The sequence below is a fragment of the Mycobacterium sp. OTB74 genome (assembly GCF_029892685.1).
Classification (GTDB): domain Bacteria; phylum Actinomycetota; class Actinomycetes; order Mycobacteriales; family Mycobacteriaceae; genus Mycobacterium.
The window spans coordinates 34506-59805 of record NZ_JARXVD010000016.1 but is presented as its reverse complement, the minus strand read 5'-3'; the positions used below and the strand labels follow the sequence as shown (position 1 = coordinate 59805).

Below are 25300 nucleotides of genomic sequence, written 5' to 3'. Positions count from 1 at the left end.
TGGGACCTGTGGCTCAGCGCGGCGCAATGGTGATCACCTCATCGAAACCCTCCCGAAGACAGGCCGAGAACGCCACCGGGTCAGTCACGGCTTCGGGGTCGAAATTGACTGATATGCAACAGGTTCCCTCGTATGTGAGCATCGCAAGCATGGCCGGGATACCGGGCCGCGGACCCACCGGGTAGACGCGCGTCACCCGCGCCCCTGCCAGGTAGAGCGGACGCGAGATCGCCCCGAGGTTGGACACTTGCAGATCGGCTAATCCAGTCATCTCACCCACCAGACGGCTGAGCACAATCCCGGGTAGGCGGCTTAGCGTGGGCGCGAGAAGGTCCAGGAATCCGAGCGCTGGCTCCATTCGTGCCTCAGCCACGAAATCGTGTATGGCGGCTATGCGCGCCTTGGGATCCGGCTCACCGACCGGGGCCACGATCCGCGCGCCGGCGAACTTGTTGGCCCCCATAGGGTCGGCATCGGTCCGAAGGCTGACTGGAATCGCCACCGGCATGGAGTCGACTGTAAGACCGAGTTTCTCGTGGTAACGCCGAACCCCACCCAGCACCCCGGCCAGGAAAGCGTCGTTGACCGAGCCTCCGGCGGCTTTCGCAGCGGCTCTCAGATCATCAAATGGGACGTCAAAGGCATCCATGCGATAACCTGATCCACTGCCAGTCAACGCAGGCGAGTGCGACGTGTCAGGTGGCCTCAGGACTCGCTGCAGAGATTGCGCAAATTTGACCGCTTCGGTCGTCTTGCCGACGGGGTCGCCGACGAATTGACCGGCGACGTGCAGGGTCTCGCGTATCGCATCCCCGGGCGCGCGGACAACGCGGTCGATAAGCCGATTCACCAGCAGCCCCTCCGGCGTTTCCTTTCGGCGGCGCGAGGGCATCGGCCGATCGTCAGCCGGCCCGGGCTCGCGGCTGTGCCCGTGCGTCAGTTCGAGCAACTGCAGCAGACCGATTCCGTCGCTCAGGCTGTGATGCGGTTTGAACAGATATGCGGCCCGATCACTGGCGACGCCAAGCACCAGCATCGCCTCCCAGGGGGGACGTTCGGGGTCGAACGGGTGGGCCGCGAATTGGGCAGCCAAGGCATGGAGTTCGGCCATCGAGCCGTCCCCGGGAAGGCGCACCCGTTGCAGGTGATAGTCGAGGTCGAAATATGGGTCCGGTGACCACGATGGCGGAACGAGGGGTAGCGGTGGCTCAACCACGCGTTCCCTCAGCCTGGGAATTCGCTGCGTCAGTCGATCGTGGGCGGCGACCAGCCGCTCCCAGTCCGGCTCGCTGTCGAGCAGTTCGACCATCACCCCGGTCGAACGGGCACGATGGTCATTGCTTGTGCGCCACATCAGCGCTTCGGCCGCGCTGAGGTCTTGATCGCCGCCCCATTCGGCGAGTGAGTCGTCGCCTGCGTCAGACAACGCGATCAGCCCTTTCGGCTGCATCTAGGGCTTCGGTTACCTGAAGAATGTTCTCGGCAACGCCGGCTGGGTCATCGGACATCGGCACGTGCCCAGCCCCCTGAAGGAAAGCCAGCTGTGCCTGGGGGAGCCGCTCGAACATCGCATTCCCGAAGCCGATAAACGGTATGACGTGATCACGTTCCCCCCAGACCAGCCGGACTGGGTAGTCGCGGTCGGCTGGCAGCGGCTGGACCTGGCGAATGGGGAGTTGGCGCATCAGCGGGGCGACAACCGGCGCCTCGGCTCCTGCACGAATGATGGCCGCCAACTCCTCGCGGGGAACGCGATCGGGGTGGGCAACCTGGCCGGCCAACAGCGACCAGCGGAGCAACGGGTTGGCGGCGAGCCAGTCGGCGTGGGACGAGAAGCGCCCGAGCGCACCGATAGAAGTTTGTATCACTTTGGCGCGCAATTCGATTCCACGCTGTGAACGCCAGGCCCCGGCCGGACTGAACAAGATTAGGGAGCGTGCTCGGCCACGTCGGGCGAGCTCAATTGCGAGCCACCCTCCCAGCGAGTTGCCGGCAATGTGCACGGTCTGCAGGCCCAACCTGTCGAGCTGGTTCTCGATCGCATCAGCGAGCGCCTGCACCGTTGGCGGGGTGCCGGCATCCAACGGCGACCCGCCACCGTGGCCCGGCAGCGTCGGGATGATGACGTCGTGGCGTGGTTCGAGATGCGGCAGCACCGGTAACCAGGCCCGCCAGATACCACCAACACCATGAAGCAATAACAGGGGTGTTCCGCTTCCGCTTCGATGCATCGGCGTCAACTCGAGCTGGGGGAGTTGGTCACCTGGCCCCGCTGCAATACGGCGGGCAGCCATTGCCGAGGCCCCGACAGCGAGACATGCCGCGGCGACAATTGCCGCTCTTCGTCGTCCGTTCTTAGCCATGCTTCTGTACTCCTCAGATCAGGGGGTCAACACAGCCTTGAGGATGTCGCCACGATGTAGGGCGGCTACCGCTTCGTTGATCTGGTCCAGCGGCATAGTGGTGATCAGCTTGTCGAAGGGGAACTTTCCCTGACTGTGGAGATCAAGCAGGTAGGGGATGAACGTCTTCGGATCGGAGTCACCTTCGACTATGCCCCGGATGGTCAACCCCAGCAGAGGCGGCTGGAACAGTCCGATCGAGAACGCGGCATCCGGATCTGCCGGAACACCGATCAAACCGAGTATGCCCCGCATCCCAAGCGAGGCGGTCAACTGTTCGACGACCGAAGCCACCGCAGTTGTGTCGATCGCGTAATCGGCGCCTCCGGGAACGATGTCACGGATCTGTTCTGACAACGGTCCGGCCTTCGGGTCAATGGTGTGAGTCGCGCCGAGGTCGGTGGCCAAGGTTCGCCGGCTTTCGTGAAGGTCGACCGCGATGATCGTCGCGGCGTCGCGCACGACCGCGGCCATGACTGCAGACAGGCCGACCGCTCCTGCCCCTGCGATGACCACGGTGCTGCCGGCTCGGACGTCGAGTGAGTTCAGTACTGCGCCAGCCCCGGTCTGGACGCCGCAGCCGAGCGGCCCGACGAGCTCCAGCGGGACTCCCGGAGGGAGCTTGACCACGTTGCGCTCGTGAGCGAGCGCGTGCGTGGCCAGCGACGACTGGCCGAAGAAGTTGGCGCCCAATTTGGTTCCGGCAGCGACTAATCCGGAGGATCCGTCGGTACGCGCCCCGCTGAAGTTGTACTCCAGGAAGTTATGGCAGTACGCAGGCTCGCCCATACCACAACGGGGGCACGCCCCGCAGCTGTTGAAACTCATCGCGACGTGATCGCCGGCGGCCAGCGATCTCACGTCGGAACCGACATGCACAACGGTACCGCTGCCTTCATGTCCTACCACGCCGGGAAGCGGGAATGGCATGTGCCCGTGCTGGATTGCAATGTCGGTGTGGCAGAGTCCGACCCCAGCAATCTGCACCACCACCTCGTCGGGCGCTGGATCCTGAAGTTCGACGTTGGTGAGGGTAAACGGCGCGCCTACTTCGTTCACCACCGCGGCGGAGATCTGCATGTCTGTCCCTTTTCTCTTTTGTGGCGTCAGGTCCCGGACGCTTCATCGCGGACCTGATCCAGCTGCGGGATCGGCCGCCTCATCTGGTCGTGATGCACGTGAGCCCAGCGCCACTGAACCCCTGTGTGCCGAGTGTGGACGACCTGCGGTACCTCCGCGTCACCACATCGAGCGGTTCTCCACCCCGCAGTAGAGGTATTTGCCGGGAACACTCTTGGCTGGGCCAGTTCTACTCCTCATAGTGAGAACCTGGAATCGGCGTGGTTTGGGTGTGCGCTCACTCCCTCAGATTCAGAGATGGGAAGCGCGGTGAGGTCGCAGTGCCCACCGATCACCACAGGGAGGCGAGATGCGAATCGCGGCGGATAACACCACATTCAAGGCAACAGGAATGGCGGAGGGCTTGGGTGCCAAGCTGGTCCCGGTCCTGGTCCCGGTTGAGAACATCGTCGATTAGCCACGAGATGACTGATCAAAAATCACCGCGGGAAATCGCCGTCGACGACCTTGTCGCCGACATAAAGGCCGCGCCTGACGGCCCTCAAGTCGCGGCGTTTTTCGACTTCGACGGCACCCTGATCCAGGGGTACTCCGCCAGCGCTCTCGTTGCCCACCGTGCGCGCAATTTCGAGCTGGGACCGGACGAGTTCGTCCGCACCATGCTCGCCGCACTCGGCGACCCGCTCGACGAAGCTGGGTTTAAAAACGTGATGCTGCAAGGTATCCGGGGATGGGTCGGCCGCACCGACGATGAATTGATGGAACTCGGTGAGCAGCTCTTTAGCCAGGAGATCGCCGGTGCGCTCTTTCAGGGTGCGTGGCGGCTGGTGCGCGCTCACCAGAACAAGGGGCACACCGTGGTCATCGCGACGTCGGCGACACGGATGCAGGTGCAGCCGATGGCTCGGGAACTGGGTATCGAGCATGTCCTGTGCACGGAGCTTGAGACCGAGCGCGGTGTCATCACCGGGCACATCGCTGGGCGTCCGCCGTGGAACGAAGGCAAGGCGTCGGCAGTCCGTGACTTCGCGAAACGGAAACGAATCTCCTTGAAGCGCTGCTACGCATACGCCAATGGCGATGAAGATGTTCCGTTCCTGGCCGAAGTCGGGTTCCCGCACCCGGTGAACCCCGGGCCGGAACTTGCCCACCACGCGGGAGAACACGATTGGCCGGTGGTGCAGTTCCGGAGCAAGCGTAGTCAATTCCATCCCATGGCAATCGCCCGAACGGCTGGGTTGTTCGGCGGCTTCGCCGCGGCGATGGGTGCGGGCACATTAGCAGGGGTGCTTACCCAAGACCGGCGGGGCGGAGTAGACATGGCAACGTCGCTTTTCGGTCGACTCGGTGCCGATCTGGCCAGCATCCGGTTCAAAATCGTCGGTGAGGAGAACACAACGCACCGGCCCGCAGTGTTCTTCATCAATCATCAAAGCACGCTGATCGACATGCTCGTTACCACCCGAGTCGTGCAGCGGGGGTTCACGGTAGTGGCCAAGGCCGAGGTGAAGAAAATGCCCGTTATCGGGCAGCTGTTCTCGATGGCGGATGTCGCCTTCGTCGATCGCGGTAACACATCGAAGGCAGTGTCGGCATTACAGCCCGCGGTGGACAGGCTGCGCAAAGGCATCTCGATCGTGATGTCACCCGAAGGCACCCGGTCGTTCAGCCCGAAAATCGGGGCATTCAAGAAGGGCGGCTTCCATATGGCACGCGACGCCCAGGTCCCCATTGTCCCGATTGTCATTCGCAACGCGGGCGAAATCATGTGGCGCAACGCGAAAGTGGCCCAGCAAGGCACCATCGAAGTCGTTGTGCACCAAGCGCTTCCGACAGAGAACTGGACCAAAGCCGATCTCGATGAGTGGGTTCCACGAATGCGCCAGCTGTACACCGACACCCTGGACGACTGGCCAGGTACGGAGGCGGGGCAGGCGTGGTCAGCAGCCATCGCTGCGGCAACCATCCCGGGGCACACATGACAATGCCGGCGGATCGGCTTCCGGGAATGCCTCGGAGAGGCGACCGCGGCGACATTGTCGAGCTCCTAGACTCCGACGAATTCCTCAGAGCCACTGAGGAATTGGCATCAAAATTGGGCCGCGATGTGACCCTTGTGCGGGCCGAAGCCGCGGGCTACGTGCACGAGATGGCGGCATCCCACGTTCCAGGCGTTGTGCGCGCTTGGGAAGCCATGTCTGCGTGGATGGTTCGTGGATTCCAAGTTGTCATCGACGACGATGACCTGGCCAAGCTGCGAGCGCTCGACCGCGACCACGCGCTGATCTTCCTGATTTCGCACCGCTCGTACCTCGATCAGTTCTCGTTTCCGCCCCGTCTGGCGCGGGCGGGCATTTCGCCGTCGTTCGGGCTTGCTGGCGCCAATCTGAACTTTTTTCCCCTGGGTACATTCGCCCGGCGTAACGGGTTTATTCCAGTGAAGCGGGCGACGAGTGACATTCCCGTGTACCGGGTGGCCCTGCGCGGCGTCGTGGCGGGGCTCGTGTCCACCGGTCGCAATCTGGTGTGGTCCATCGAGGGCGGCAGAACCCGTACCGGCAAACTGCGGCCGCCACGATACGGATTGCTGAAGTATGTCACCGACGCGATCGAAGCCGTGCGTGCAGAGCAGACACTCGCTGTCCCGGTCTCGATCCAGTTCGACCAGTTGCCGCTGCACGAAGTAAAACTCATGGTCGAAGAGTCTCGTGGCCTACCCAAGAAGCCGGAAAACATGCGCTGGCTCGTCAGTTACGCGCGCGGCCTGCGGCATCCTCTGGGACGCATTTACATCAACTTCGGTGCCCCCGTGCCCCTCTACGAGCGCATGGTCGCATTGCGTGCCGAGGGCTTGACCGGCCGGCAGGTAGTCGAGCGCGTCGCCTTGGACATCTGCCACCGGCTCAATCAGGCCACACCGGTGACCGCGACGGCTGCGGTGTCCGTTGCGATGCTCGGCGAAGACCGCGCCCTGACCCTCGACGAAGTTTGCGCAACCGTCGCGCCGCTGGCCCGGTACCTGCGCGCGCGAGGCTGGCCGGTGGCTGGCGGCGCCGACCTCACCGACCGAGCGACGGTGTCCCAGACGTTGCACGACCTGGTTGGCTCTGGGGTGTTGACCAGCTACTCCGAGGGGCCGACGACAGTGTGGGGCATCGGCAACGACCAGCATCTGATTGTCGCGGTATACCGCAACAGCGCGATTCACGTCCTGGTGATGAGGGCCATAGCGGAGCTGGCCCTGCTGGCGATGGTGCAGACACCAGGAGCGACCAAACGGACCGGATGGGAGAAGGCGCTGGCGGTTCGCGAACTACTCAAGTTCGACTTCTTCTTCGCCGGCCGCGACGAATTCGCCGACGAACTGTGGCAAGAGTTCGCGATCATGACCGGACGTGAGCACGATCGGAGTGCACCGCTCGACACCGACGAGGCCGCGCGGAGTCTCAAGGGCAGTGAGCTGGTGGTGGCCGATTTGGTGATCCGACCGTTCATCGACGCCTATCGGGTGGTGGCCGAGGAGCTGGTCAACCTCGGCCCAATACGCGACATCGACGAACAGCAATTGCTCACGAGGTGTTTGCGGTTGGGCAAACAATGGTCGCTGCAGCACCGCATCACCGAGGAATCGGTGTCAGGCGAGATGTTCAGCACTGCGGTGAAGATGGCCCGGCACCGGGGTCTCCTCGATGTTGGGAGCCCGACCGAGGAGATCGTGCAACGCCGTGCAGCCCTCGTCAGCGAACTCGACGACCTGTGGCGTGTGCTCGCCGAGCTGGCGCGAACGCGCCGAGCGACCGCTTCACAATGACCCGGGCTACGACCGTCTCGGTATTTGGTACCCCGTCGCCGATTTGGTAATATGGTTAGACCATAACTGCACGGACGTCAACCCGTGCGCTCAACGAAGAGAGGCAACCGATGGCCGAATTCACCGACATCACCTACGAGGTCGACAACGGCCTTGCCTGGATCACGATCAACAGGCCAGACCGTTACAACGCGTTTCGGGCGCGCACTCTGGATGAGTTGATACGTGCGTTCAAGATGGCCTGGGGGAGTTCGGAGGTCGGTGTTATCTGCCTGACCGGCGCCGGGGAAAAGGCGTTTTGCACGGGTGGCGACCAAAAGCAGCGCGCCGAGACCGGTGATTACGGGCCATCGGAAACCGGTCTGTTCGAAGTGGATTCGCTGCACCGGGTCATTCGTGACGTACCGAAACCGGTCATTGCCGCCGTCAACGGGTTTGCCATCGGTGGCGGTCACGTGTTGCACGTGCTCTGCGACCTGACAATCGCCGCAGACACCGCAGTGTTCGGTCAAAACGGACCGCGGGTCGGGTCGTTTGACGCCGGCTTCGGCACAGGGTTCCTGGCACGCGTGGTCGGCGAGAAACGTGCACGCGAAATCTGGTTCCTGTGCCGTCGCTATTCGGCCGAGCAGGCAGCCGAGTGGGGTCTCGTCAACAAGGTGGTCCCCGCCGATCAGCTCAAGGCCGAGGTGCGGGCGTGGGCAGACGAAATCCTGCAACTATCGCCAACGGCGTTAAAGGTACTGAAGCAGTCGTTCAACACCGACACGGAGCAGTTTGCATCGATGGGGCAGATGGCTTACTCGAGCCTGAAGCTTTTCGGTGAAACGCCAGAGGCGCAGGAAGGGGTGGCCGCATTCAATGAGAAGCGGAAGCCCGAATTCGCCGCTTATAGGGGCCACTAATCCGGTGGTTGGCCGAGGTATTCAACGGCGAATACCTCGGCCAACCATCAAGAGGCGCGAAGTCTCGCGCGTGCCGGTGGTCATGTCGGTAGTCAACAGTTCCGTCGGATTGGCTACAGGGTTCACGGGTGTGCTGCTTGATAGTCCGGCGATGTTCGCCGTTGGGATCGTGGTGCAGTCTTCGCCTCCATGCTGGTCAGTGTGGTAGCCACTGCAGCGCAACGAATTTCGCTTGAGAAGGATCAGTAGTGCTAATCATTTCGTCCATTGCAGAAGCCGTCGAAGCCGTCGGTCAAGAACTTGGCGTCTCTGACTGGCTCATCGTCACGCAAGACCGCATCGATGCATTCGCCGGCGCGACCGGTGACAACCAGTGGATTCACGTGGACGTTGAACGCGCACGTGAAGAAAGTCCGTATCAGACAACAATTGCTCACGGTTTCTTGACGCTGTCACTCATACCTGCGCTGAGTAGGGGTAACTACCGCGTTGAAAACGCGAAGATGGGCATCAACTATGGGCTGAACAAGGTGCGCTTTCTCGCGCCGGTTCCAGTAGGCAGTCGCATTCGGCTCCGGTCGGACTTGGTCGACGCCAAGAGGGTCGACACCACGATCGTCGATCTGACGGTGCGGCAGACGGTCGAACTTGACGGCTCGGTGAAGCCCGCCGCGGTGGCTGAGGTTATCGCGCGAATGGTGTTCTGAGAATTTTCGATCGCGTCCTCGCTGATCACGCTTGGGAGCGATCTGACCGGTACATTGGGTCTTACATTTAGACCGAATTAGCCCGGGAGGATGCGATGACCCAACCACGGGGGGGACGCTCGCCTGTATTGCTCACGCCATTTGACGTACCCAAGGCGTCAGACGTGCTGGCTAACGACCTGCGTGAGCGGATTCTGTCTGGCGAACTAGCTGAGGGCGTCGCACTGCCGGCGGAACGCGAACTGGTCAAGCAGACAAATATGAGCCGCGCCACCGTGCGTGAGGCATTGCGGATTTTGGAAGTGCAGAACCTGGTCCGCGTGCGCACGGGCCGGGCCGGTGGTGCATTCGTCCAGCGCCCCACACCGAAATCGATGGCCAAATCGGTGAGCATGCTGATCCGTGGCCGGCAGATAAAACTTGCCGACCTGATGGAGACCCGCGAGGCGCTGGAGCCGTTTTGTGCCGAACTCGCGGCCCGCAATCGGACAGATGACGACCTCGCTGTCCTTGACAAAGCCAATGCCGCCATCGCCGATCCCAGCGCCGACTTGGCGGCATTCCTGCAGGCGAATCTCGACTGGCACGCAGGCGTGTCGGCCGCCGGCCACAACGAACTGCTGATCGGATTCATGACCGCGTTGTCGCATGCCATCTACACCTCAACGGCGAACGCCGAGTTCGTGACCGACGAGGTCCGAGCTGAGACGGTGCGAGCTCACCGCTCCGTCACCACGGCGATCCGCAGCGGCGACGCGCCGGCAGCAGGCCGACGCATGCGCCGCCATGTGCACACCTTCGCTGAAACGGCACTGGCCGTGGACGAACGTCAGGCAATCGACATCGACGACTGAGGGCGCTGCCCGCCGAGATTTTTAAGCGGGCTGCCCCGCTACAGCGCCCGAAAGCGCGAGGCGTGCTTCGGTTTTCGCGACAATCTCGTCAACGCTGACGCCGGGGGCGGTCTCGATCAGCTGCAAACCATCGTCGGCGACGTCGATGACGGCGAGGTCGGTGAAGATACGGTTTACGCAACGCTTGCCGGTCAGCGGCAGTGTGCAGTGCTCGACGATCTTGGCGCTGCCGTCCTTGGCGGTGTGTTCCATCATCACGAACACGTTCTCCACGCCATGCACCAGATCCATGGCTCCACCCATGCCCTTGATCATCTTGCCGGGGATAGTCCAGTTGGCCAGGTCGCCGGCCGCAGACACCTGCATTGCGCCTAGGACTGCGATGTCGAGGCGTCCGCCGCGGATGAGTCCGAAGGAGGACGACGAGCAGAAAAACGACGCTCCCGGCAACGTGGTGACGGTTTCCTTGCCGGCGTTGATCAGGTCGGGGTCGAGCTCCTCACGCAAGGGGTAGGGCCCGACACCCAAAATTCCGTTCTCCGAATGCAGGACGACGGTGACGTCGGCCGGGATGTGCCCCGGGATCAGGGTGGGCAATCCGACGCCGAGGTTGACATACTGCCCGGCACGTAGTTCGGTAGCGACCCGCGCCGCTAATTCCTCACGGCTCCAACTCATTTCGTGTCACTCCTGTTCTTCATCGTCGTCGCGGCGCTCATAGCCGCACCGTTTCTTTTTCGATCTGTTTCGCTGCGTTGGGCACATGCACGACACGGTGCACGTGGATCCCCGGGGTGTGTACCTGGGCGGGCTCGATCTCGCCTGGTTCTACCAGGTGCTCCACTTGCGCGATGGTGATCCGGCCCGCAGCAGCGCAGTCCGGGTTAAAGTTTGCGGCCGCAGCGTGGTAGACCAAATTGCCGTGCCGGTCGCCTTTGAAGGCGTGCACCAGTGCGAAGTCGGTGCGGATGGCGCGCTCCAAAACATAAGTGACGCCGTCGAATTCGCGGGTCTCCTTCGGTGGTGAGGCGACCGCCACTGTACCGTCCGCGTGGTACCGCCACGCCAGACCACCTTCGGCGACTTGCGTCCCAACTCCCGCGGGTGTGTAGAACGCGGGAATTCCCGCGCCGCCAGCACGAAGCTTTTCGGCCAGCGTGCCCTGCGGGGTCAACTCCAACTCGAGTTCGCCGGAGAGATATTGCCGGGCGAACTCCTTGTTCTCGCCGACGTAAGAGTTGACCGTACGCCGGATCCGCTTGTGTTCCAATAACACTCCCAGGCCAATGCCGTCCACACCCAAGTTGTTCGAGACCGTCTCCAGGTCTCGGACGCCGAGTTCGAGCAGTGCTGCAATCAGTGCTTGCGGGATGCCGCACAGGCCGAACCCGCCGACCGCCAGCGACGACCCGTCCGTTACGTCGGCGACGGCCTCTGCTGCCGTTGCCACGACCTTGTCCATAGTCACAAGCCTCCTCAGGACTTCAGCTCTTAGGCATGCCGAGAATGCGCTCGGCGACGATGTTGCGTTGGATGAACGTCGACCCGCCGGCGATAGCTGTCCCGCGCGCCTGGTAGGCCAGTCGCAGCCAGCGCTGACGTTCGCCCGCCGACGGTTTCTCGTGAGGCGCAAACTGGCCCGACATCTCGTCGAGTTCCAATCCGAAGTCCGCGATGTCCTCGACCAGTGGGCAAAAGTACAGCTTCCCGATGGACGTCACGGGGCCGGGCGGCCCGTCTCCCGCGGCGCCGGTGATGACGCGCTGACCGATGAGATAGTGCACCAGTGCGCGTCCGTACAGGTCGGCGACCCGCTGCCGAACGAGGGGGTCGGTCCCGAGCGACGCGCCGTCATCGGTTGTCCGGTCTGCGATTTCGCGGATTAGGTCGTTGACTGCGCCGGTGGTGTTCACCCTGCCGGTGGCGATCGCCACGCGCTCAAACGCCAGCGTTGCCATCGCGACCTTCCAGCCGCCGTCGACCTCGCCGAGGACCCCATCGTCGGGAATGAAGACATTGTCTAGGAACACCTCGTTGAACTCGGCCTCACCGAGCATGTGCGCGAGTGGGCGGACCTCGACGCCGTGGGTGTCCATGGGCAGTAGGAAGTAGGTGATGCCCTTGTGTCGTGGGCCGCCTCCCGTGCGGGCGAGCAGGATGGCGTGAGCGGCGAGTTGGGCGCGGCTGGTCCAAATCTTCTGTCCCTGGATACGCCAGCCCCCGTCAACCTTGGTTGCCGTGGTCCGCAGTGAGGCAAGATCTGAGCCTGCCTCCGGCTCGGAGAACAGCTGACACCAGATCTCGTTGCCGGTCAGGATCGGCTCGAGGTAGCGCTCTTGCTGGGCCGGTGTGCCGAACTGGATGATCGTCGGCCCGCCAAAGTCTTCGCCGATGATGTTCAGCCGTTCCGGCGCGCCGGCCCGATCGAGTTCCTCGTTGAAGACCGCACGGATCTTGGCGTCCGCGCCACCGCCGCCGTATTGCTTTGGCCAGGACAGGCCCGCGTATCCGGCGTCGAACAGTAGCCGCTGCCACCTGCGCCAGTAATCGAGCTTGTCCTCGAGCAACGGCGGCTCGGCGCCGCCGAGGGTGGGAATCGTCGCCTCCAGCCAGGCGCGTGCCTTGGCGCGAAATTCAGCTTCGACTGCACTGTCTTTCAAGTCCATTAGTGGGCACCTGTCGCTTCGGTTGGCTGAACGGCTTCTTCTTGGATGCGCCGTTGGATGTCTTTGCGCAACTCGTGTTTGAGGACCTTGCCGGTCGCCGTCATAGGTAGAGCATCCACCGCGACGACCCTTTCCGGAGTCTTCTGAATCGGCATTCCGCGGCCCAGTAAGTAGTCACGTAGCTCATCGACGGTCGGCGGGGTATAGCCGGCGGCAGCGACGACGTAGCAGCAGACCTTCTCGCCGAGTCGTTCGTCGGGCATGGCCACGCAGGCCGAGGTTTGCAGACCCGGGTGGCTGGCGAGGTTGTCCTCGATCTCACGCACGCTGATGTTCATTCCGCCGCGGATGACGATGTCCTTGGTTCGTCCGGTGACGCGGACAAAGCCGTCGTCGGTCATCCGGCCGAGATCACCCGACCGTGAGTAGCCGTCGGCGGCGAACAAGGCATCGGTCTCCTCGGGATTGCCGAGGTACTCGATCATGTGGGCGGGTCCGCGGTAGGCGATATCACCTTCGGTCCCGCGGGGCACTTCATTTCCGCCTTCGCCGATGATCCGCACGTCGGAACCTGGGACTGCCGCGCCGTCGGAAGTCAACGCACGCGAGACGTCGTCGGTGACTGAACATGTTGTCGTGACCAAGTTTTCGCTGCGACCGTAGAGGCTGAGCACCCGCAGATTGGGGAGAATTGCGCCGGCCCGTTCGATGATTGCTGCGGGAATCGGAGCGCCCGCGCAGGTCCACAACCGTAAGGTGGACAGGTCGTGTTGCTTCGGGTCGTACGCTTCGAGCAGCGTGAGCAGGAATGTCGGGGCCGTGACCGCCGCGGTGCAGCCGAAGCGCTGGATGTCCTTGATTCCCTGTTCTGGATCCCATGACGGCATCAAGTGGGTGGCCGCTCCGCTCAACAGGGGCAGCAAGACACTGGTGACCAGGCCGGTCGTGTGACCCACCGGGGAAGGGCCGAACTGCACATCGGATGCGGTGTAGCCGAATGGCGAGGCGAGCGCGCGGGAGCCGGAACAGTAGGTGTTGAAGGTGTGGACACATCCTTTGGACCGTGACGTTGTTCCCGAGGTGTAGACGATCACGAATGGGTCGTCGGGTCCGGGGGGCGCGGGCAGCTCCTCGCGGGCGCTGTTGTCGTCGATGTCGATCTCCAGCCCTTGCAGGGTGAACACCGCATCGTCGCTCGCTGTGACTTCAGTGGCGAGTTCGTCGGGCCGCGCGACCACGATCTCGAGGTCGGGGCGTTCTCGACGCAGATCGAGATACATGTCGAGATAATTGAACTTCTTGAAATTCGACGCGGTGAACACCGCCCGCACCCCGGCGTTCGAGAGGACGTGGGCGACCTCCTCGTTCCGGTAGATCGGCATGATGGGAATCCCGATGACGCCAAGCCGAGACAAGGCGGCCAGGACCTGTATGAACTCCACCCAGTTCGGCAACTGCACGGCGGCGGTGTCGCCGGCGCGCCAACCCTTCCGATGCAGGCCGACGGCCAGCCGCTGAGCGGCGTCGAAGAGTTCGCGATAGGTCAGCGATCGTGTTCCGTCCGTGGCGAACACCTTGTCGGGGTTTTCGTCGACGCGCTTGACCAACAGGTCGTGGAATGTCTCCGACGACCAGAGGCCCGAGCGGTAGTAGTCCTCGACTTGTTGTGGGCTGTAGCGGTGGGTGTACGGGCTTGGCTTCATCGCACAATTCCTTGGTTTCTTGAACGTCGCCTCCGGGAAATCGCACCGAAGCCGCAATCATTGAAATCGTAGAATGGTCAGACCGAAACGGCAATCACTCGAAAGGGGGATGACGTCACGCGCCCGTCCATTGGGGTGGACGCTTTTCCTTGAAGGCTCGCACCCCTTCTTTGAGATCAGATGTGGTGAACGCCAAGGCAAGTTGGGCCTGCAAGTAGTCCAGCGCGGAGTCAAGGGGCAGGTCGCGGGTGGCTGCCAGCGCCCGCTTGCCCAGCCCCATCAACAACGGTGACTTGCCGGCGATGTCGGCGACCCATTCGCGCAGTGCATCGTCGAATTGGTCGTCGGGCACCACCCGGTTGACCAGCCCCGCGGTCGCCGCCTCGGTCGCGCTGAGCAGTCGGCCTGTCATCATCAACTCGTTGGCGGTAAGTCGGCCGGTGGCGCGAAAGATCAACGCCGAGATCATGAATGGGAAGGCGCCGATGTTTATCTCGGGGCAGCCGAGGCGGGTTGACTCTTTCGCGATGATGAGGTCGCATGCCAGGGCGATGCCGAGCGCGCCGGCCAATACGTCACCGTCCGCGGCGCAGACGATTGGCTTCTCGATCCCGATGAGCGTGCGGTATAGATCGGGGAAGCGTGCTAAACCGGCGTACTTCGTGATCGTCGGACGATCGTCAGCGAAGGCGTCGAGGTTGCCGCCGGAGGAGAAGACGCGAGGATGCGATGACGCGAGCACGATGACCCGGACATGCGGGTCGGCCGCAGCGCGCCCAAGGAGGTCGCTGAGTTGGTCCAGCAGTGCGTCCGACAGTGCATTGCGCCGGTCGGGGTCGTTCAACGTCACATACGCCACCGATGCATCGGAATCTGTGGCGGTGGGTTCCAGCCGGTAGGTGACCAGTTCAAGAGTTTTTGTCATTGGGTGCCTCCTAGTCGAGGGTTAGTACGCATTTGCCGAATGCACGTCCGCGCTCAAGATGTGCGTGTGCCGCTGCGGCCTGGTCCAGCGGGAATGCGCGGTCGATGACCGGAGGGCGCACCGAATACTGGTCGATCATCTTCAGCAACGCGGCGAAGTCCCGGGGGCTACCCATCGTGGTGCCGAGTAGATCGAACTGGCCGAAGTAGAAACTGCGGATGTCCATGGCAGCTGTCTGGGCGGCATTTGCCCCCAGTACCACCAAGCGGCCACCGGGCCGCAGTGCCCGCACCGACTCGGTCCAGCGTCCGACGGGGTCGAGAATCAAGTCGAATCCTGCTCCTCCTGGCGACAGGGTCCGGGCCTGCTCAGGCCAATCTGGCTCGCCGTGCAGCACACCGCCATGGGCGCCCTCTGACACCGCTCGTTCGATAGTTTCGAGCGACGATGAGGTCACCGTGATGGCCGCGCCGGCTGCGACCGCGAGCGCGATTGCCATGGTGGAAACTCCGCCGCCGGCGCCGACAACCAGCATTGATTCGCCTGAACGCAGTCGCCCGCGGTGGAACAGTGCGCGGTGCGTCGTGACACCAACCAGCGGCAGTGCGGCAGCCTCGGTCCAGCTCAGGCCAGCAGGTTTAGGGGCCACGCAGTTTGCGGGGACACTGACCAGCTCGGCGTAGGTGCCTGGGGTGTGATCGCCCAGAATCTCCCAACAAGCGGCGGGCGCGTCGTCGCGATTTCCCCAGTTCAGCGAGGGTAGGACCACGACGGGCTCGCCCGTGTCGGTACGTACGCCTGAGCCGTCCGCGCCGATGACATGGGGCAGAGGTGAGGCGTAACGCCCCTGGCGTACCAGGACGTCGTGCCAGTTGAGCGCACTGGCCCGCAGTGCCACCGTCACCCAGCCAGCTGCGGCGATTGGGTCGGGGAACTCGCGGGGGCGCAGGACGTCGGGACCACCGAACTCACCCATGACGACTGCGTGCACAAAAACCTCCCTTTGGACTGACCATTAGACCATTATGGTCATTTGTCAACGCCGTGCGCAAGGGGGCCAACCCTGAACCGGAGGGTGGGGTACGGGTCGCAAACCTAGCGTGACGATGGTCACTTTTCTCAAGTCGTTGTGAGCTGACCGATGACGCGCTACCATTTGGTTCAATGGTCTGACCGTTAGGTGGCGCGGGCAGTTTCGAAGGAGAGGAGTATCGATGGTCTTGCGAGCGGCGGTGACTTCTCTCGGCCAGGATTCGACACTGGCGGAGCGCGTCGAGGCGACTCTATCCTCGGCAGCTGAGCATCTCGGATCGAAGTTGGCTAACCCGACATCGATGACACTGGCGGAGCGATTGGCCGAGACGAGGCGACGCCTTGAGCGGCGTGCCTCGTTAGTGGCTGAAGACGATTCCGCCGCGACCGATCAACTGCTGATCTCGATCCTGTTGTTGCAGTCCGAATTGCTTGATCGCGATCTATCGCTACGGGTGAGATGCCTGTCGGAAATCCGTACGGCCCTGGCGGACCTCCGCGGACTTTCGCCCAGCGAGATAATCCACGCCGCTCCCGTGGTGCTGAGCCGGGAGTTGGCCTTCGCGCGGACGATGATCTCGACAGTGAGGGGCTCACTGTGGCTGCCGCAGTACCTGCACATCGAACACGAAGAATCTGATCCGCGATCAAAACCGTTCCGCGAATATGTGGAGGGTGCCCACTTCCAGTTGGCCGACGCTCCGCTGGAGACCGAACTGGTTCGCAAACGCTGCGGCGCCCTTGTGCTGTCGCCCGTCGAGGACAAACGTACGTTCAAAGGACTCATCGAGGTAGCGGGCTGCCGGGGCTACGTTGCTGCCCCAATCACCGTGCAGGGTAGGGCAATCGGGATGCTGCACGCTGACCAACCCGAGCCCGATGGCATCCTCACGATGGACCACCTCAACCAGTTGGAGGCTTTCGCCGAGTGTCTATCTGTAGTGTTCGAGAGCGCTGTGCTCGAGGCGAAAGCAGTGCAGCAACGCGTGGAAGTGGGCAGCTTGTGCGCTCATGTGGACGAAATGCTCACCCGGCCAACTCGATCGCCGTCGTGGTTGTCGAGCGGAGAACCGGAGGTCGGCTCCTATCACCGCACCTGCCGTTCGGCGGCACTCTCGTTGACCGCGCGTGAACGCGAAATCATGGCTCATGTCGCCACAGGGGCGACGAACGGGCAGATCGCGCGATGCCTGGTGATTTCCGAGGGGACTGTGAAGTCACATCTGAAACACATTGCCAAGAAGCTGAATACGTCCAGTAGGGCAGCTGCGGTGGCCGTGTACGGCGGCATCATGACCGGTGATTACGGGGAGTTGCGGTGAAGACGTGTGAGATGGTGGCAACGCTAAACGAACTCGACAAAGGGCTGTGCAACTCGTTCGGATTACTCCGATCAGAAGATGCAACGACGCTCGACGCGGCGATCGCAATGGCGGCAGGCACCACTGGCCGATTGGTGACACGAGGCGTTCATTCTGATGCCGCTCGCGCAATTGGAGGACTCCGGCCGTTTGTCTCGTACTTGCAGGCCCAGATTCAGGCTCGCGAGATGCGGGCTGGCGGGCGTGCCGATGTTGTTCGGTCGCTGACCGATGGCATCCGTCGCATGAAAAGGGCAGGCTCGCTTCAGGGGCTCGGCCGTCAAGCTTGCAGCGAACTCTGTGAAGCGCTCGGCTTCGACCGCGCACTGATTTCGTTCGTGGAGGACGACACGTTCGTGGTGGAGGAATCCAATGTTGCTCTTGGAAGCCCCAGAATTGTGAAGCGTCGCGGCTGCGTGCCAGAGCGCGAATGCGTGCTTTTACACGACACCATACGTACGAATGACAGCGACCTGCCGGCAACGGCCGCTTTTCGCACCCTGCTGGATTCTGACCAGTATCTTGTGGCTCCGGTCATCGCTGAATCGCAGGTGGTGGCACTTATCCACGTCAGTCGTGGCGGCGAGTGCGATGTCTCCGTCGAGGACGTCGACGTGCTGGATACGTTTGCATCCGCTTATTCCCTGCTTCACGAAAGAATGCTGAATACCGAACGTGTACAGCAACAACGGACCTCGATCGCACGCGCGGCGGCCCGATTGACCGAGGAGGTAGATCGCATCGCCGCCGCGGCAGTCAGCTTGGACATCGAGCAGGATGACGACAGCATCGAGCCGCCGACGATCGCGTCCGACTCTGCGTTGGCGCGCACGCTGTCGGGTCGCGAACGGCAGGTATTCGAACGTTTGGTGTTGGGTGCGTCGAATGCTGACATTGCCGACGAGCTTGTCATCACCATTGAAACAGTCAAGACGCATGTGAAGCGGATCCTCCGCAAGATCGGCGCCATCAACCGCTCAGAGGCGATAGCCCTCTACATGGATGAAGTCAGCAAGGATCAAAGGAGACGAAACTAGATGCGTGACAACCCGTTCGACCCGTCGCTATGGCGACAGGTGGCCGGTTTCGAGTTGACCGATATCACGTATCACCGCCATGTATCGCAGCCGACGGTCCGCGTGGCATTTGACCGTCCCGAGGTGCGCAATGCATTTCGTCCGCACACCGTCGATGAGTTGTATCGGGTGATTGATCACGCCCGGCTGTCACCCGATGTCGGGGTGGTGCTGCTGACCGGGAACGGCCCGAGCCCCAAGGACGGCGTCTGGGCATTCTGTTCCGGTGGCGATCAGCGAATTCGTGGGCGTAGCGGTTACCAGTACGCCTCCGGCGACAGCGCGGAAACTGTCGACCCCGCACGGGCGGGAAGGTTGCACATCCTGGAGGTGCAACGTCTGATCCGTTTCATGCCCAAGCCGGTGATCTGTCTGGTCAACGGATGGGCAGCCGGCGGCGGGCACAGTCTGCACGCCACCTGTGACCTGACCTTGGCCAGCCGCGAGCACGCCCGATTCAAGCAGACCGACGCCGACGTGGGCAGTTTCGACGGCGGGTACGGCAGCGCCTATCTGGCCCGCCAAACAGGCCAGAAGTTCGCCCGGGAGATCTTTTTCCTGGGTCGGCCCTATACCGCCGAGCAAATGCATCTGATGGGTGCGGTCAACGAAGTGGTCGACCACGTCGATCTGGAAACCGTTGCGCTGCAGTGGGCGTCGTCGATCAACAGCAAGTCGCCGCAGGCGATCCGGATGTTGAAGTATTCATTCAATCTGATCGACGACGGGCTGGTAGGTCAACAGTTATTCGCTGGAGAGGCAACACGATTGGCGTACATGACCGATGAGGCTGTGGAAGGTCGTGACGCGTTTCTGGAGAAGCGCGACCCCGATTGGTCGCCATTCCCGCGCTATATCTAATGTCGGAATCCTGTGCGTGACAGGCCTTGACTACATCAAACTACGTGTCGGGTCACGGTTCCGGCGGTAAGGACGACGGCCTCCAACGGAGCTCCGGAGTAGCGGACATTTGACGCGAAATTACCGAGAGCTTCAGCGAGGACATGCAGGTCCTCCGTGCCGTCGTCCCTAGATCGTCGGTCCGCTTCAAATCGGCAATCGGCCAAGCAATCAGCGATGGGCTACCGCCCGGGGACGTCGCACGTCCGCTGTTCGCAGATAACCCTGGCCGGTGGGTATGACGTGATCCGATCGGGGGCTGTGGCGGTCCTTTGTAGCGGGATACGGTCTGTCATGTCCAATCTCTGGGATCCGTTCAGCGGGGTGGACGTCGTCAACTTCGTTCTGCGCCTTTGTGGTTGGGGTGAACGACTGGCATTCGAGCTACCGCAAAAGCGGCTGGATGCCGTCTCGGCAACTTCGCGCCCAGGTTCAGCCGATCGACGCCAACCCCGGGCGAGTAGTCGAGTTTGTGGACGCAAAATGACGCGACGGCTTGATCGAGCGCTGGACCAGCGCACGGCGGCAGTCAGGTTGGGCTCTATCACCACATCCTGGATCAGTTGGTCGCCGACGAGGCCCGCCTTTTCGGTGCGCTCTCCGACGATGAGTCTCGTCGGTGGTCAATGTTCCCGGCTGAACCCGGGGAAATGCGCGAGCACTTTGGTCGCCAGGTCGATACCCACTCCGCGCTGCCGGAGGTGTTGAGTATCCTGCTGCATCATTAGGGCCTGTCGAGTTCCTGAGGCTCATGCCCGGCATCACCGATCGAATCTAGCGGTGCTAGGGCAGTTTTCGGCTGTCTCGCTCGAATGAGGAATGGTAGTTCGCTCGCGAACCGGTTACTTCTGGGAGGTGGAGTGCAGGGGCTAGACCGCGGAGATGCCGCCGTTGACGCTGATCGCTTGGCCGGTCAACTTTGCAGCCGCCGCACTGCACAGGAATACCGCCAGCGCGGCGACATCGTCGGCTGTTGGTACGCCCAGAGTCGCCTGGCGCGCAGCAGCGGCGAAGAGTTTTGCACTAAATCCCTCGGTCGTGATGCGCTCAGTCGAGGCTGTCCCGTGCACGAGCGACGGCGTCAACACGTTGGCGCGGATGCCGTAGCGCTTCTCTTCGATGGCGATCGTCCGCGTGAACATGATGATGGCAGCCTTACCGGCGCCGATGATCGTTTCGCCCGGCGTCGCAGTCTTTCCCGCGTCTGATGCCATGTTGACGATGACGCCGCCTCGACGGGCGCGCATGCCCGGCAGGACGGCGCTGGCCATGTGCATGGAAGGCAGAGCTAGTTCGGTGAGGGATCGGCCGATGTCGTTGGGGGGAATGTTGACGAACAGTTCGGGCCGGACATCCGCGGCAGTGCTGCACATCAGGATGTCGATACCCGACAGGATCTGGTCGCCAGCGGCTGCGATCGCAGCGGCGCCGTCCGGATCCGTTGCATCACCGGCGATGAAATGGGTATCTGCGCCGAGTTCAGCGATTGACTTCGCGGCGAGTTCACCTCGTTCTGCGTTGCGTCCAGTGATGACGATGCGCGGTACCCCAGCGCGTGCGAGTCCCTGGGCGGTGGCGAGCCCGATGCCGGCGGTGCCGCCCACAATCAGCGCGGAGGACGATGCGAGCTCCTTGGGTGCAGGCAGTTCCGTGCGGTCGCTATCAGCCATGATCCGTCCTTTGTGTTGCCGACACTCGTTGCAGCCACTGAACGAGGTCTCCGATTACTTGTGTGCGGTTGGTTTCGTTGAAGATCTCGTGCCGGCCGCCCTCGTACACGCTGACTGTTACGTCCTCTAGACCGGCGGTCCGGAAACGACCGACCAGAGGCCACAGCAGGATAAGCCCGCCGTTGACGGGGTCATTGGCGCCGACCGCGAAATAGAGGGGCAGATCGCGGGGAATGGTCGCCATCTCGCCTGGATCGGCGAGTCGCTGCGCTCCAGCGAACATATCTTTTGCCGACGCAGCGTCGATGCCGAAGCCACACAACGGATCTGCGAGGTAGGCGTCGACCATGGCTTCGTCGCGGGACAGCCAGTCGAAATCCGTGCGGGCTGGCTGGAACGGGGCGTTGAAGGCGGACAGATCCAAGTCCTCGGACAAATCGAACGCGGGTTCCAGTAGGTCGAGTGCACCGGTTCCGGTGAACGCCACCGCATCGACGTCGGCGCTGTGATTCAACAGAAATTGTTGCGTTGCAAACGAACCCATGCTGTGAGCAACCATAACCACTGGCAGGCCCGGATGGTCCGATCGCGCGCGGGCCACCGGCAGCATCAGATCGTCGATCAGTACCGACCACCCGCGGGGCCCAAGGCTGCCGGGTTCGGCGTTGGCGGCCAGTGAGCCGCCGTGCCCGCGGTGGTCGTGTCCATACACCACAAAACCCTCAGAGGTGAGCGCGTCTGCAACGTGGTCGTAGCGGCGCATGTGCTCGCCCATGCCATGGACGAGGACAGCGAGAGCAGATACCTCTTGACCATCTGAAGGGGCCCAGCGGTAGGCAGTGAGCGGGGTGCCATCCGAAGAGCGGTACGACGAGGTCTCGGGCGCCGCCATGCTGCAAATATTATAATGGTCAGACCCATGGGTCAAGATTAGGGCAGGCGGCATACCGTCTCGCACGTAGGTCTGGACGTGAGTCCAGACTTATGTATATGGTCAGACCATGAACTTGGAAGCGGTGCGGCCACGCGCCCTACGCGCACCGGTGATCGTCGCGCCGATGTTTCTGGTGTCTGGTCCCGAGCTGGTAATTGCGTCGTGCCGGGCCGGGCTGATGGGCTCGTTCCCGACGCAGAACGCACGGACGGCCGACGACTTGGTCCGCTGGCTCGACGAGATCAAGGCCGGCCTGACTGCCATCGATGACCCGCAGTGGGCGGTGAGCATGATCGTTCACAGCACCTACGACCGGTTTGACCGCGAGCTGGAACTGATCGCAGAACACCAGCCAACCGTCGTGGTCACCGCGCTGGGTTCGCCCACGCGGGTCATGGACACGGTTCGCGGCTACGGGGGCGCAGTCTTCGCCGACGTGATGTCGGTGGAGCACGCGCGCAAGGCGGCCGACGCCGGCGCCGACGGTTTGGTGTTGGTATGCCACGGCGCCGGCGGTCACACCGGGAGGCTGTCTCCTTTCGCGTTTGTGGACGAGGTCCGTGACTTCTTTGACGGAACGCTCGTGGTCGGCGGCGCAATCTCCACGGGGCGAGGTGTGCGAGCCGTCGAGACGCTCGGGGCTGAGCTCGCCTATATGGGCACGCGTTTCATCGCGTGTCCTGAGTCCCTGGTCCAGGACAGCTACCGCCAAATGCTCATACGTGCCGGAGCCGGGGACGTTACTGCCACCGCCGGGGTCACCGGAGTTGCGTGCAGCTGGCTGACCGAAAGCCTCCGAGACGCCGGATACGGCGACGCACAGCTGTCGTCGACGGCGCGGATCGACTTCTCGGACGTACACGGCGAACAGAAACCGTGGAAGGACATTTTCGGAGCCGGCCAGGGCGTCGGCCAGATCGACCGGATAGAGACGGTCGGCGAGGTAGCCGACAAGATCGTCGACGAATACCTCACCGCTACAAACACTTTCATCGGCACCGCATCATAGAGAGGCAGAAATGATTTCCTTCGAGTTCACTGCGGATCAGTCCGCGTTCCAGCAGACCCTCGCGGACTTCTCCCGCAAAGTATTGCTGCCGGGTTACCGTGATCGAGCTGCGTCCACCGAGTTTCCGTTCGAAATCCTGCGCCAGCTCGGCGAGCTCGGCGTGCTGGGTATCGGGCTACCCGAGGAATACGGCGGCACCGGCGAGGAGGACCCCGTCATGCTCGGGCTTGCCACCGAAACGCTGGCCTACGGAGACGTGAATGTCGCGTCCGCGCCCGTGCAGATCGGGCTAATCGGCTCCCAGCTGCTGCACGGCACCGAAGAAGTTCGCCAGCGCTACCTACCGGCGATGATCGAAGGCTGCGAAAACGTCGCGATCGCTCTCACCGAACCGGGCTCGGGCTCCGATGCAGGCGGTATGAAAACTGTTGCGCGCGAAGTCGACGGCGGATGGCGGCTCACCGGTGAGAAGACCGCGATCTCCTGGGCCATGCATTCGTCAGCAGCTCTGATCTACGCACGCGAGCCCGGAACTACCGGCGCCCGAGGAGTGAGCTGCTTTCTGGTGCCTCTCGACGCGGACAAGGTCACCGTGCACCACATGCCCGGCATGGGCTGTCTCCCACTGGGATGGGGCTCAATTCATCTCGATGATGTATTCGTCCCGACCGCACACTTGATCGGCGAACCCGGCCGAGGATTCCACGCGGTAATGAGTCACTTCGACTTCAGCCGCGCCGCAATTGGGCTCATGTGCCTCGGCGCCGCCCAGGCCAGCCTGGACGAGGCCGCCGTCTATGCGACGCAGCGGCAGGCGTTCGGACAACCCATCGCCGAGTTCCAAGGGGTCTCGTTCCCCTTGGCCGAGCAGGCCACCTACCTCGAAGCGGCGCGCTGGCTCTGCTATCGCGCGCTATGGATGCGCGAACAGGGCAAGCCGCACACTGCGCTCGCCTCCATGAGCAAGTGGTGGCCGCCCTCGATCGCGAAGGACGCCATCGAAGCTGCCATGCGAATTCACGGCAACCTCGGCTACGCGACGGAATTCCCACTCCAGCAACGCTTCCGCGATGTGATGGCCTACCTCGTCGCGGACGGGACCGCCGAAATCCAGAAGCGGGTGATCGCCAAGGACATCCTGGTGCGCCAGAGCACATCCTTCTGACCTAGCGTGAAGACATGACGGCTGCGGAATCCGCCCCTAAACAAGGTCAGGCACGCCGCGATGAGCTGCGGGTGCGCGTCTTGGAAGTCGTGGAACAGCAGCTCCGGTCCGGAGCGACGTATGCGGACGTCATGGTCGCTGATGTGGTCGCGCAGGCAGGAATCTCGCGCTCGACGTTCTACGCCTACTTCGTGGATAAGACCAACTTGCTGCGCACCTGGTACGAAGAGTTCACGCAAGTCATCCTTGACGCTACGCAGGCATGGTGGTCGTTGGACGGCACGGCGACTAAGGACGACGTGCGCGTAGCGCTGGAACAGATCATGGACGCCTACCGGGCCCATCCCGAGCTCATGACGGCGACCCACGAAGCGATCGGTACCGATCACGGCGTGCGCGAGGCCGTCGACGCCGCGATGCGCCAATACATCGGTGGACTGCAAGCGCATATCGAAACCGGGCAGGCCGGCGGGTTTGTCGACTCCGCCTTACCCGCTGCCGAAACTGCGTACTGGCTGCAGTGGATGGCCGAACGTGGCCTGCACCGAATGGTGCGGGCCGAGTCGGAGGTCGGCCAGGAACAATTGTCCGAGGCCTACGCGGGCATCGTTTGGAACACGCTCTATGCGCCTACCCGCCGTTAGTTCAGCGCATAGACGTCGAAAGTGACTTCCGGCGTTGCCGGAGTCGCCTGACCGATGGAGATGCATTGCAAGCGATTCAGCCACGCGTATGCAGGATGCGCGGTGCGGAAGCGGGCGGCGGCACGCACGGCGGCGCTGGCGGGGGCCTCGCCGCTTAGGAACTTTTCGTAGCCGTCCGGACCGAGATCCATCACGCCTGTGTAGGTGATCTCGATCAGCGCGCCATCGTGGCTCTCCAGCGCGCCGCGGACGTCGACAAGGAAGATGCCGTCGGTGCGCAGTGTGCCGAAGTCAGCCCCACCGGGCTTCACGCTGCCCTGTAGGCGGGGACCGGTCACCTCACCGCCGATGATGGGGAAGTCGAGGCGAACGTCGCCCGGCACGGGGCCGATCACCTGCGGCTGCGCGAGTTTTAACCGATAGGTGAATAAGTGTTCTGTCTGGTACGGGTTCATG

Annotated in this window: 23 protein-coding genes; 11 read left to right on the top strand and 12 right to left on the bottom strand. The window is 62.8% G+C overall.

What is annotated here, in order from left to right:
* Positions 1 to 13: 13 nt before the first annotated feature.
* Genes M2432_RS20165 through M2432_RS20155 form a run of 3 tightly spaced genes read right to left on the bottom strand, consistent with a single transcriptional unit; the run spans position 14 to position 3482 of the window.
* Positions 14 to 1450 carry a wax ester/triacylglycerol synthase domain-containing protein gene (locus M2432_RS20165; RefSeq protein ID WP_280828608.1) on the bottom strand — a complete coding sequence of 479 codons (1437 nt, stop codon included), beginning with the start codon at positions 1448 to 1450 and terminating at the stop codon, positions 14 to 16.
* A complete protein-coding gene (locus M2432_RS20160) occupies positions 1419 to 2363 on the bottom strand; it encodes an alpha/beta fold hydrolase (protein ID WP_280828607.1) in 945 nt (314 codons plus the stop codon). Before M2432_RS20160 ends, M2432_RS20165 begins: the two co-directional genes overlap by 32 nt.
* Before the next feature lie 18 nt (positions 2364 to 2381).
* Positions 2382 to 3482: an NAD(P)-dependent alcohol dehydrogenase gene (locus M2432_RS20155; protein WP_280828606.1), complete on the bottom strand. Its 1101-nt coding sequence runs from the start codon at positions 3480 to 3482 to the stop codon at positions 2382 to 2384.
* Positions 3483 to 3946: 464 nt separating this feature from the next.
* Between M2432_RS20155 and M2432_RS20150 the strand changes: the two genes are divergently transcribed.
* The 5 genes from M2432_RS20150 to M2432_RS20130 all read left to right on the top strand — a co-directional run bounded on the left by M2432_RS20150 (position 3947) and on the right by M2432_RS20130 (position 9759).
* Complete coding sequence (locus M2432_RS20150) at positions 3947 to 5464, top strand: HAD-IB family hydrolase (protein ID WP_280828605.1); 1518 nt, start codon at positions 3947 to 3949, stop codon at positions 5462 to 5464.
* A gap of 125 nt (positions 5465 to 5589) precedes the next feature.
* The gene (locus tag M2432_RS20145) at positions 5590 to 7293 is read left to right on the top strand and encodes a 1-acyl-sn-glycerol-3-phosphate acyltransferase (protein ID WP_280828604.1); all 1704 of its coding nucleotides are present in this window, start codon (positions 5590 to 5592) and stop codon (positions 7291 to 7293) included.
* 110 nt (positions 7294 to 7403) lie between these two features.
* A complete protein-coding gene (locus M2432_RS20140; protein ID WP_280828603.1) occupies positions 7404 to 8198 on the top strand; it encodes an enoyl-CoA hydratase-related protein in 795 nt (264 codons plus the stop codon).
* Between the two features lie 248 nt (positions 8199 to 8446).
* Positions 8447 to 8905, top strand: coding sequence for a MaoC family dehydratase (locus M2432_RS20135; protein ID WP_280828602.1), 459 nt, complete (start codon positions 8447 to 8449; stop codon positions 8903 to 8905).
* A 95-nt stretch (positions 8906 to 9000) separates the two neighbouring features.
* Complete coding sequence (locus M2432_RS20130; RefSeq protein ID WP_280828601.1) at positions 9001 to 9759, top strand: FCD domain-containing protein; 759 nt, start codon at positions 9001 to 9003, stop codon at positions 9757 to 9759.
* Between the two features lie 21 nt (positions 9760 to 9780).
* Here M2432_RS20130 and M2432_RS20125 read toward each other — a convergent pair whose 3' ends face one another.
* The 6 genes from M2432_RS20125 to M2432_RS20100 all read right to left on the bottom strand — a co-directional run bounded on the left by M2432_RS20125 (position 9781) and on the right by M2432_RS20100 (position 16044).
* The gene (locus M2432_RS20125; protein WP_280828600.1) at positions 9781 to 10437 is read right to left on the bottom strand and encodes a 3-oxoacid CoA-transferase subunit B; all 657 of its coding nucleotides are present in this window, start codon (positions 10435 to 10437) and stop codon (positions 9781 to 9783) included.
* Between the two features lie 37 nt (positions 10438 to 10474).
* Complete coding sequence (locus M2432_RS20120) at positions 10475 to 11221, bottom strand: CoA transferase subunit A (RefSeq protein WP_280828599.1); 747 nt, start codon at positions 11219 to 11221, stop codon at positions 10475 to 10477.
* A gap of 22 nt (positions 11222 to 11243) precedes the next feature.
* The gene (locus M2432_RS20115; protein WP_280828598.1) at positions 11244 to 12425 is read right to left on the bottom strand and encodes an acyl-CoA dehydrogenase family protein; all 1182 of its coding nucleotides are present in this window, start codon (positions 12423 to 12425) and stop codon (positions 11244 to 11246) included.
* Entirely contained in the window at positions 12425 to 14128 is a 1704-nt protein-coding gene (locus M2432_RS20110) for an AMP-binding protein (protein ID WP_280828597.1), read from the bottom strand. The genes M2432_RS20115 and M2432_RS20110 overlap by 1 nt, the downstream gene beginning before the upstream one ends.
* A gap of 115 nt (positions 14129 to 14243) precedes the next feature.
* Positions 14244 to 15053, bottom strand: coding sequence for an enoyl-CoA hydratase/isomerase family protein (locus M2432_RS20105; RefSeq protein ID WP_280828596.1), 810 nt, complete (start codon positions 15051 to 15053; stop codon positions 14244 to 14246).
* 10 nt (positions 15054 to 15063) lie between these two features.
* Complete coding sequence (locus M2432_RS20100; RefSeq protein ID WP_280828595.1) at positions 15064 to 16044, bottom strand: zinc-binding dehydrogenase; 981 nt, start codon at positions 16042 to 16044, stop codon at positions 15064 to 15066.
* A 223-nt stretch (positions 16045 to 16267) separates the two neighbouring features.
* Here M2432_RS20100 and M2432_RS20095 point away from each other — a divergent pair, with 223 nt between their 5' ends.
* The 3 genes from M2432_RS20095 to M2432_RS20085 are packed head-to-tail and all read left to right on the top strand — an operon-like array spanning position 16268 to position 19383.
* Complete coding sequence (locus tag M2432_RS20095; protein ID WP_280828594.1) at positions 16268 to 17407, top strand: LuxR C-terminal-related transcriptional regulator; 1140 nt, start codon at positions 16268 to 16270, stop codon at positions 17405 to 17407.
* On the top strand, positions 17404 to 18483 hold the full coding sequence (locus M2432_RS20090) for a LuxR C-terminal-related transcriptional regulator (protein ID WP_280828593.1): 1080 nt from the start codon (positions 17404 to 17406) through the stop codon (positions 18481 to 18483). The genes M2432_RS20095 and M2432_RS20090 overlap by 4 nt, the downstream gene beginning before the upstream one ends.
* Positions 18484 to 19383: a 1,4-dihydroxy-2-naphthoyl-CoA synthase gene (locus M2432_RS20085; protein ID WP_280828592.1), complete on the top strand. Its 900-nt coding sequence runs from the start codon at positions 18484 to 18486 to the stop codon at positions 19381 to 19383. It abuts the gene before it with no gap.
* 908 nt (positions 19384 to 20291) lie between these two features.
* Here the strand turns inward: M2432_RS20085 and M2432_RS20080 are convergent.
* Positions 20292 to 21092: an SDR family oxidoreductase gene (locus tag M2432_RS20080; protein WP_280828591.1), complete on the bottom strand. Its 801-nt coding sequence runs from the start codon at positions 21090 to 21092 to the stop codon at positions 20292 to 20294.
* Positions 21085 to 21984 carry an alpha/beta fold hydrolase gene (locus tag M2432_RS20075; RefSeq protein WP_280828590.1) on the bottom strand — a complete coding sequence of 300 codons (900 nt, stop codon included), beginning with the start codon at positions 21982 to 21984 and terminating at the stop codon, positions 21085 to 21087. The genes M2432_RS20080 and M2432_RS20075 overlap by 8 nt, the downstream gene beginning before the upstream one ends.
* Before the next feature lie 109 nt (positions 21985 to 22093).
* Between M2432_RS20075 and M2432_RS20070 the strand changes: the two genes are divergently transcribed.
* The 3 genes from M2432_RS20070 to M2432_RS20060 are packed head-to-tail and all read left to right on the top strand — an operon-like array spanning position 22094 to position 24844.
* Entirely contained in the window at positions 22094 to 23035 is a 942-nt protein-coding gene (locus tag M2432_RS20070; RefSeq protein ID WP_280828589.1) for a nitronate monooxygenase, read from the top strand.
* A gap of 10 nt (positions 23036 to 23045) precedes the next feature.
* Positions 23046 to 24200: an acyl-CoA dehydrogenase family protein gene (locus M2432_RS20065; protein ID WP_280828588.1), complete on the top strand. Its 1155-nt coding sequence runs from the start codon at positions 23046 to 23048 to the stop codon at positions 24198 to 24200.
* Between the two features lie 14 nt (positions 24201 to 24214).
* Entirely contained in the window at positions 24215 to 24844 is a 630-nt protein-coding gene (locus M2432_RS20060; RefSeq protein ID WP_280828587.1) for a TetR/AcrR family transcriptional regulator, read from the top strand.
* Here the strand turns inward: M2432_RS20060 and M2432_RS20055 are convergent.
* Positions 24841 to 25299, bottom strand: a complete 459-nt coding sequence (locus tag M2432_RS20055; protein ID WP_280828586.1) for a DUF3237 domain-containing protein — start codon at positions 25297 to 25299, stop codon at positions 24841 to 24843. The genes M2432_RS20060 and M2432_RS20055 overlap by 4 nt on opposite strands.
* Position 25300: the final 1 nt, after the last annotated feature.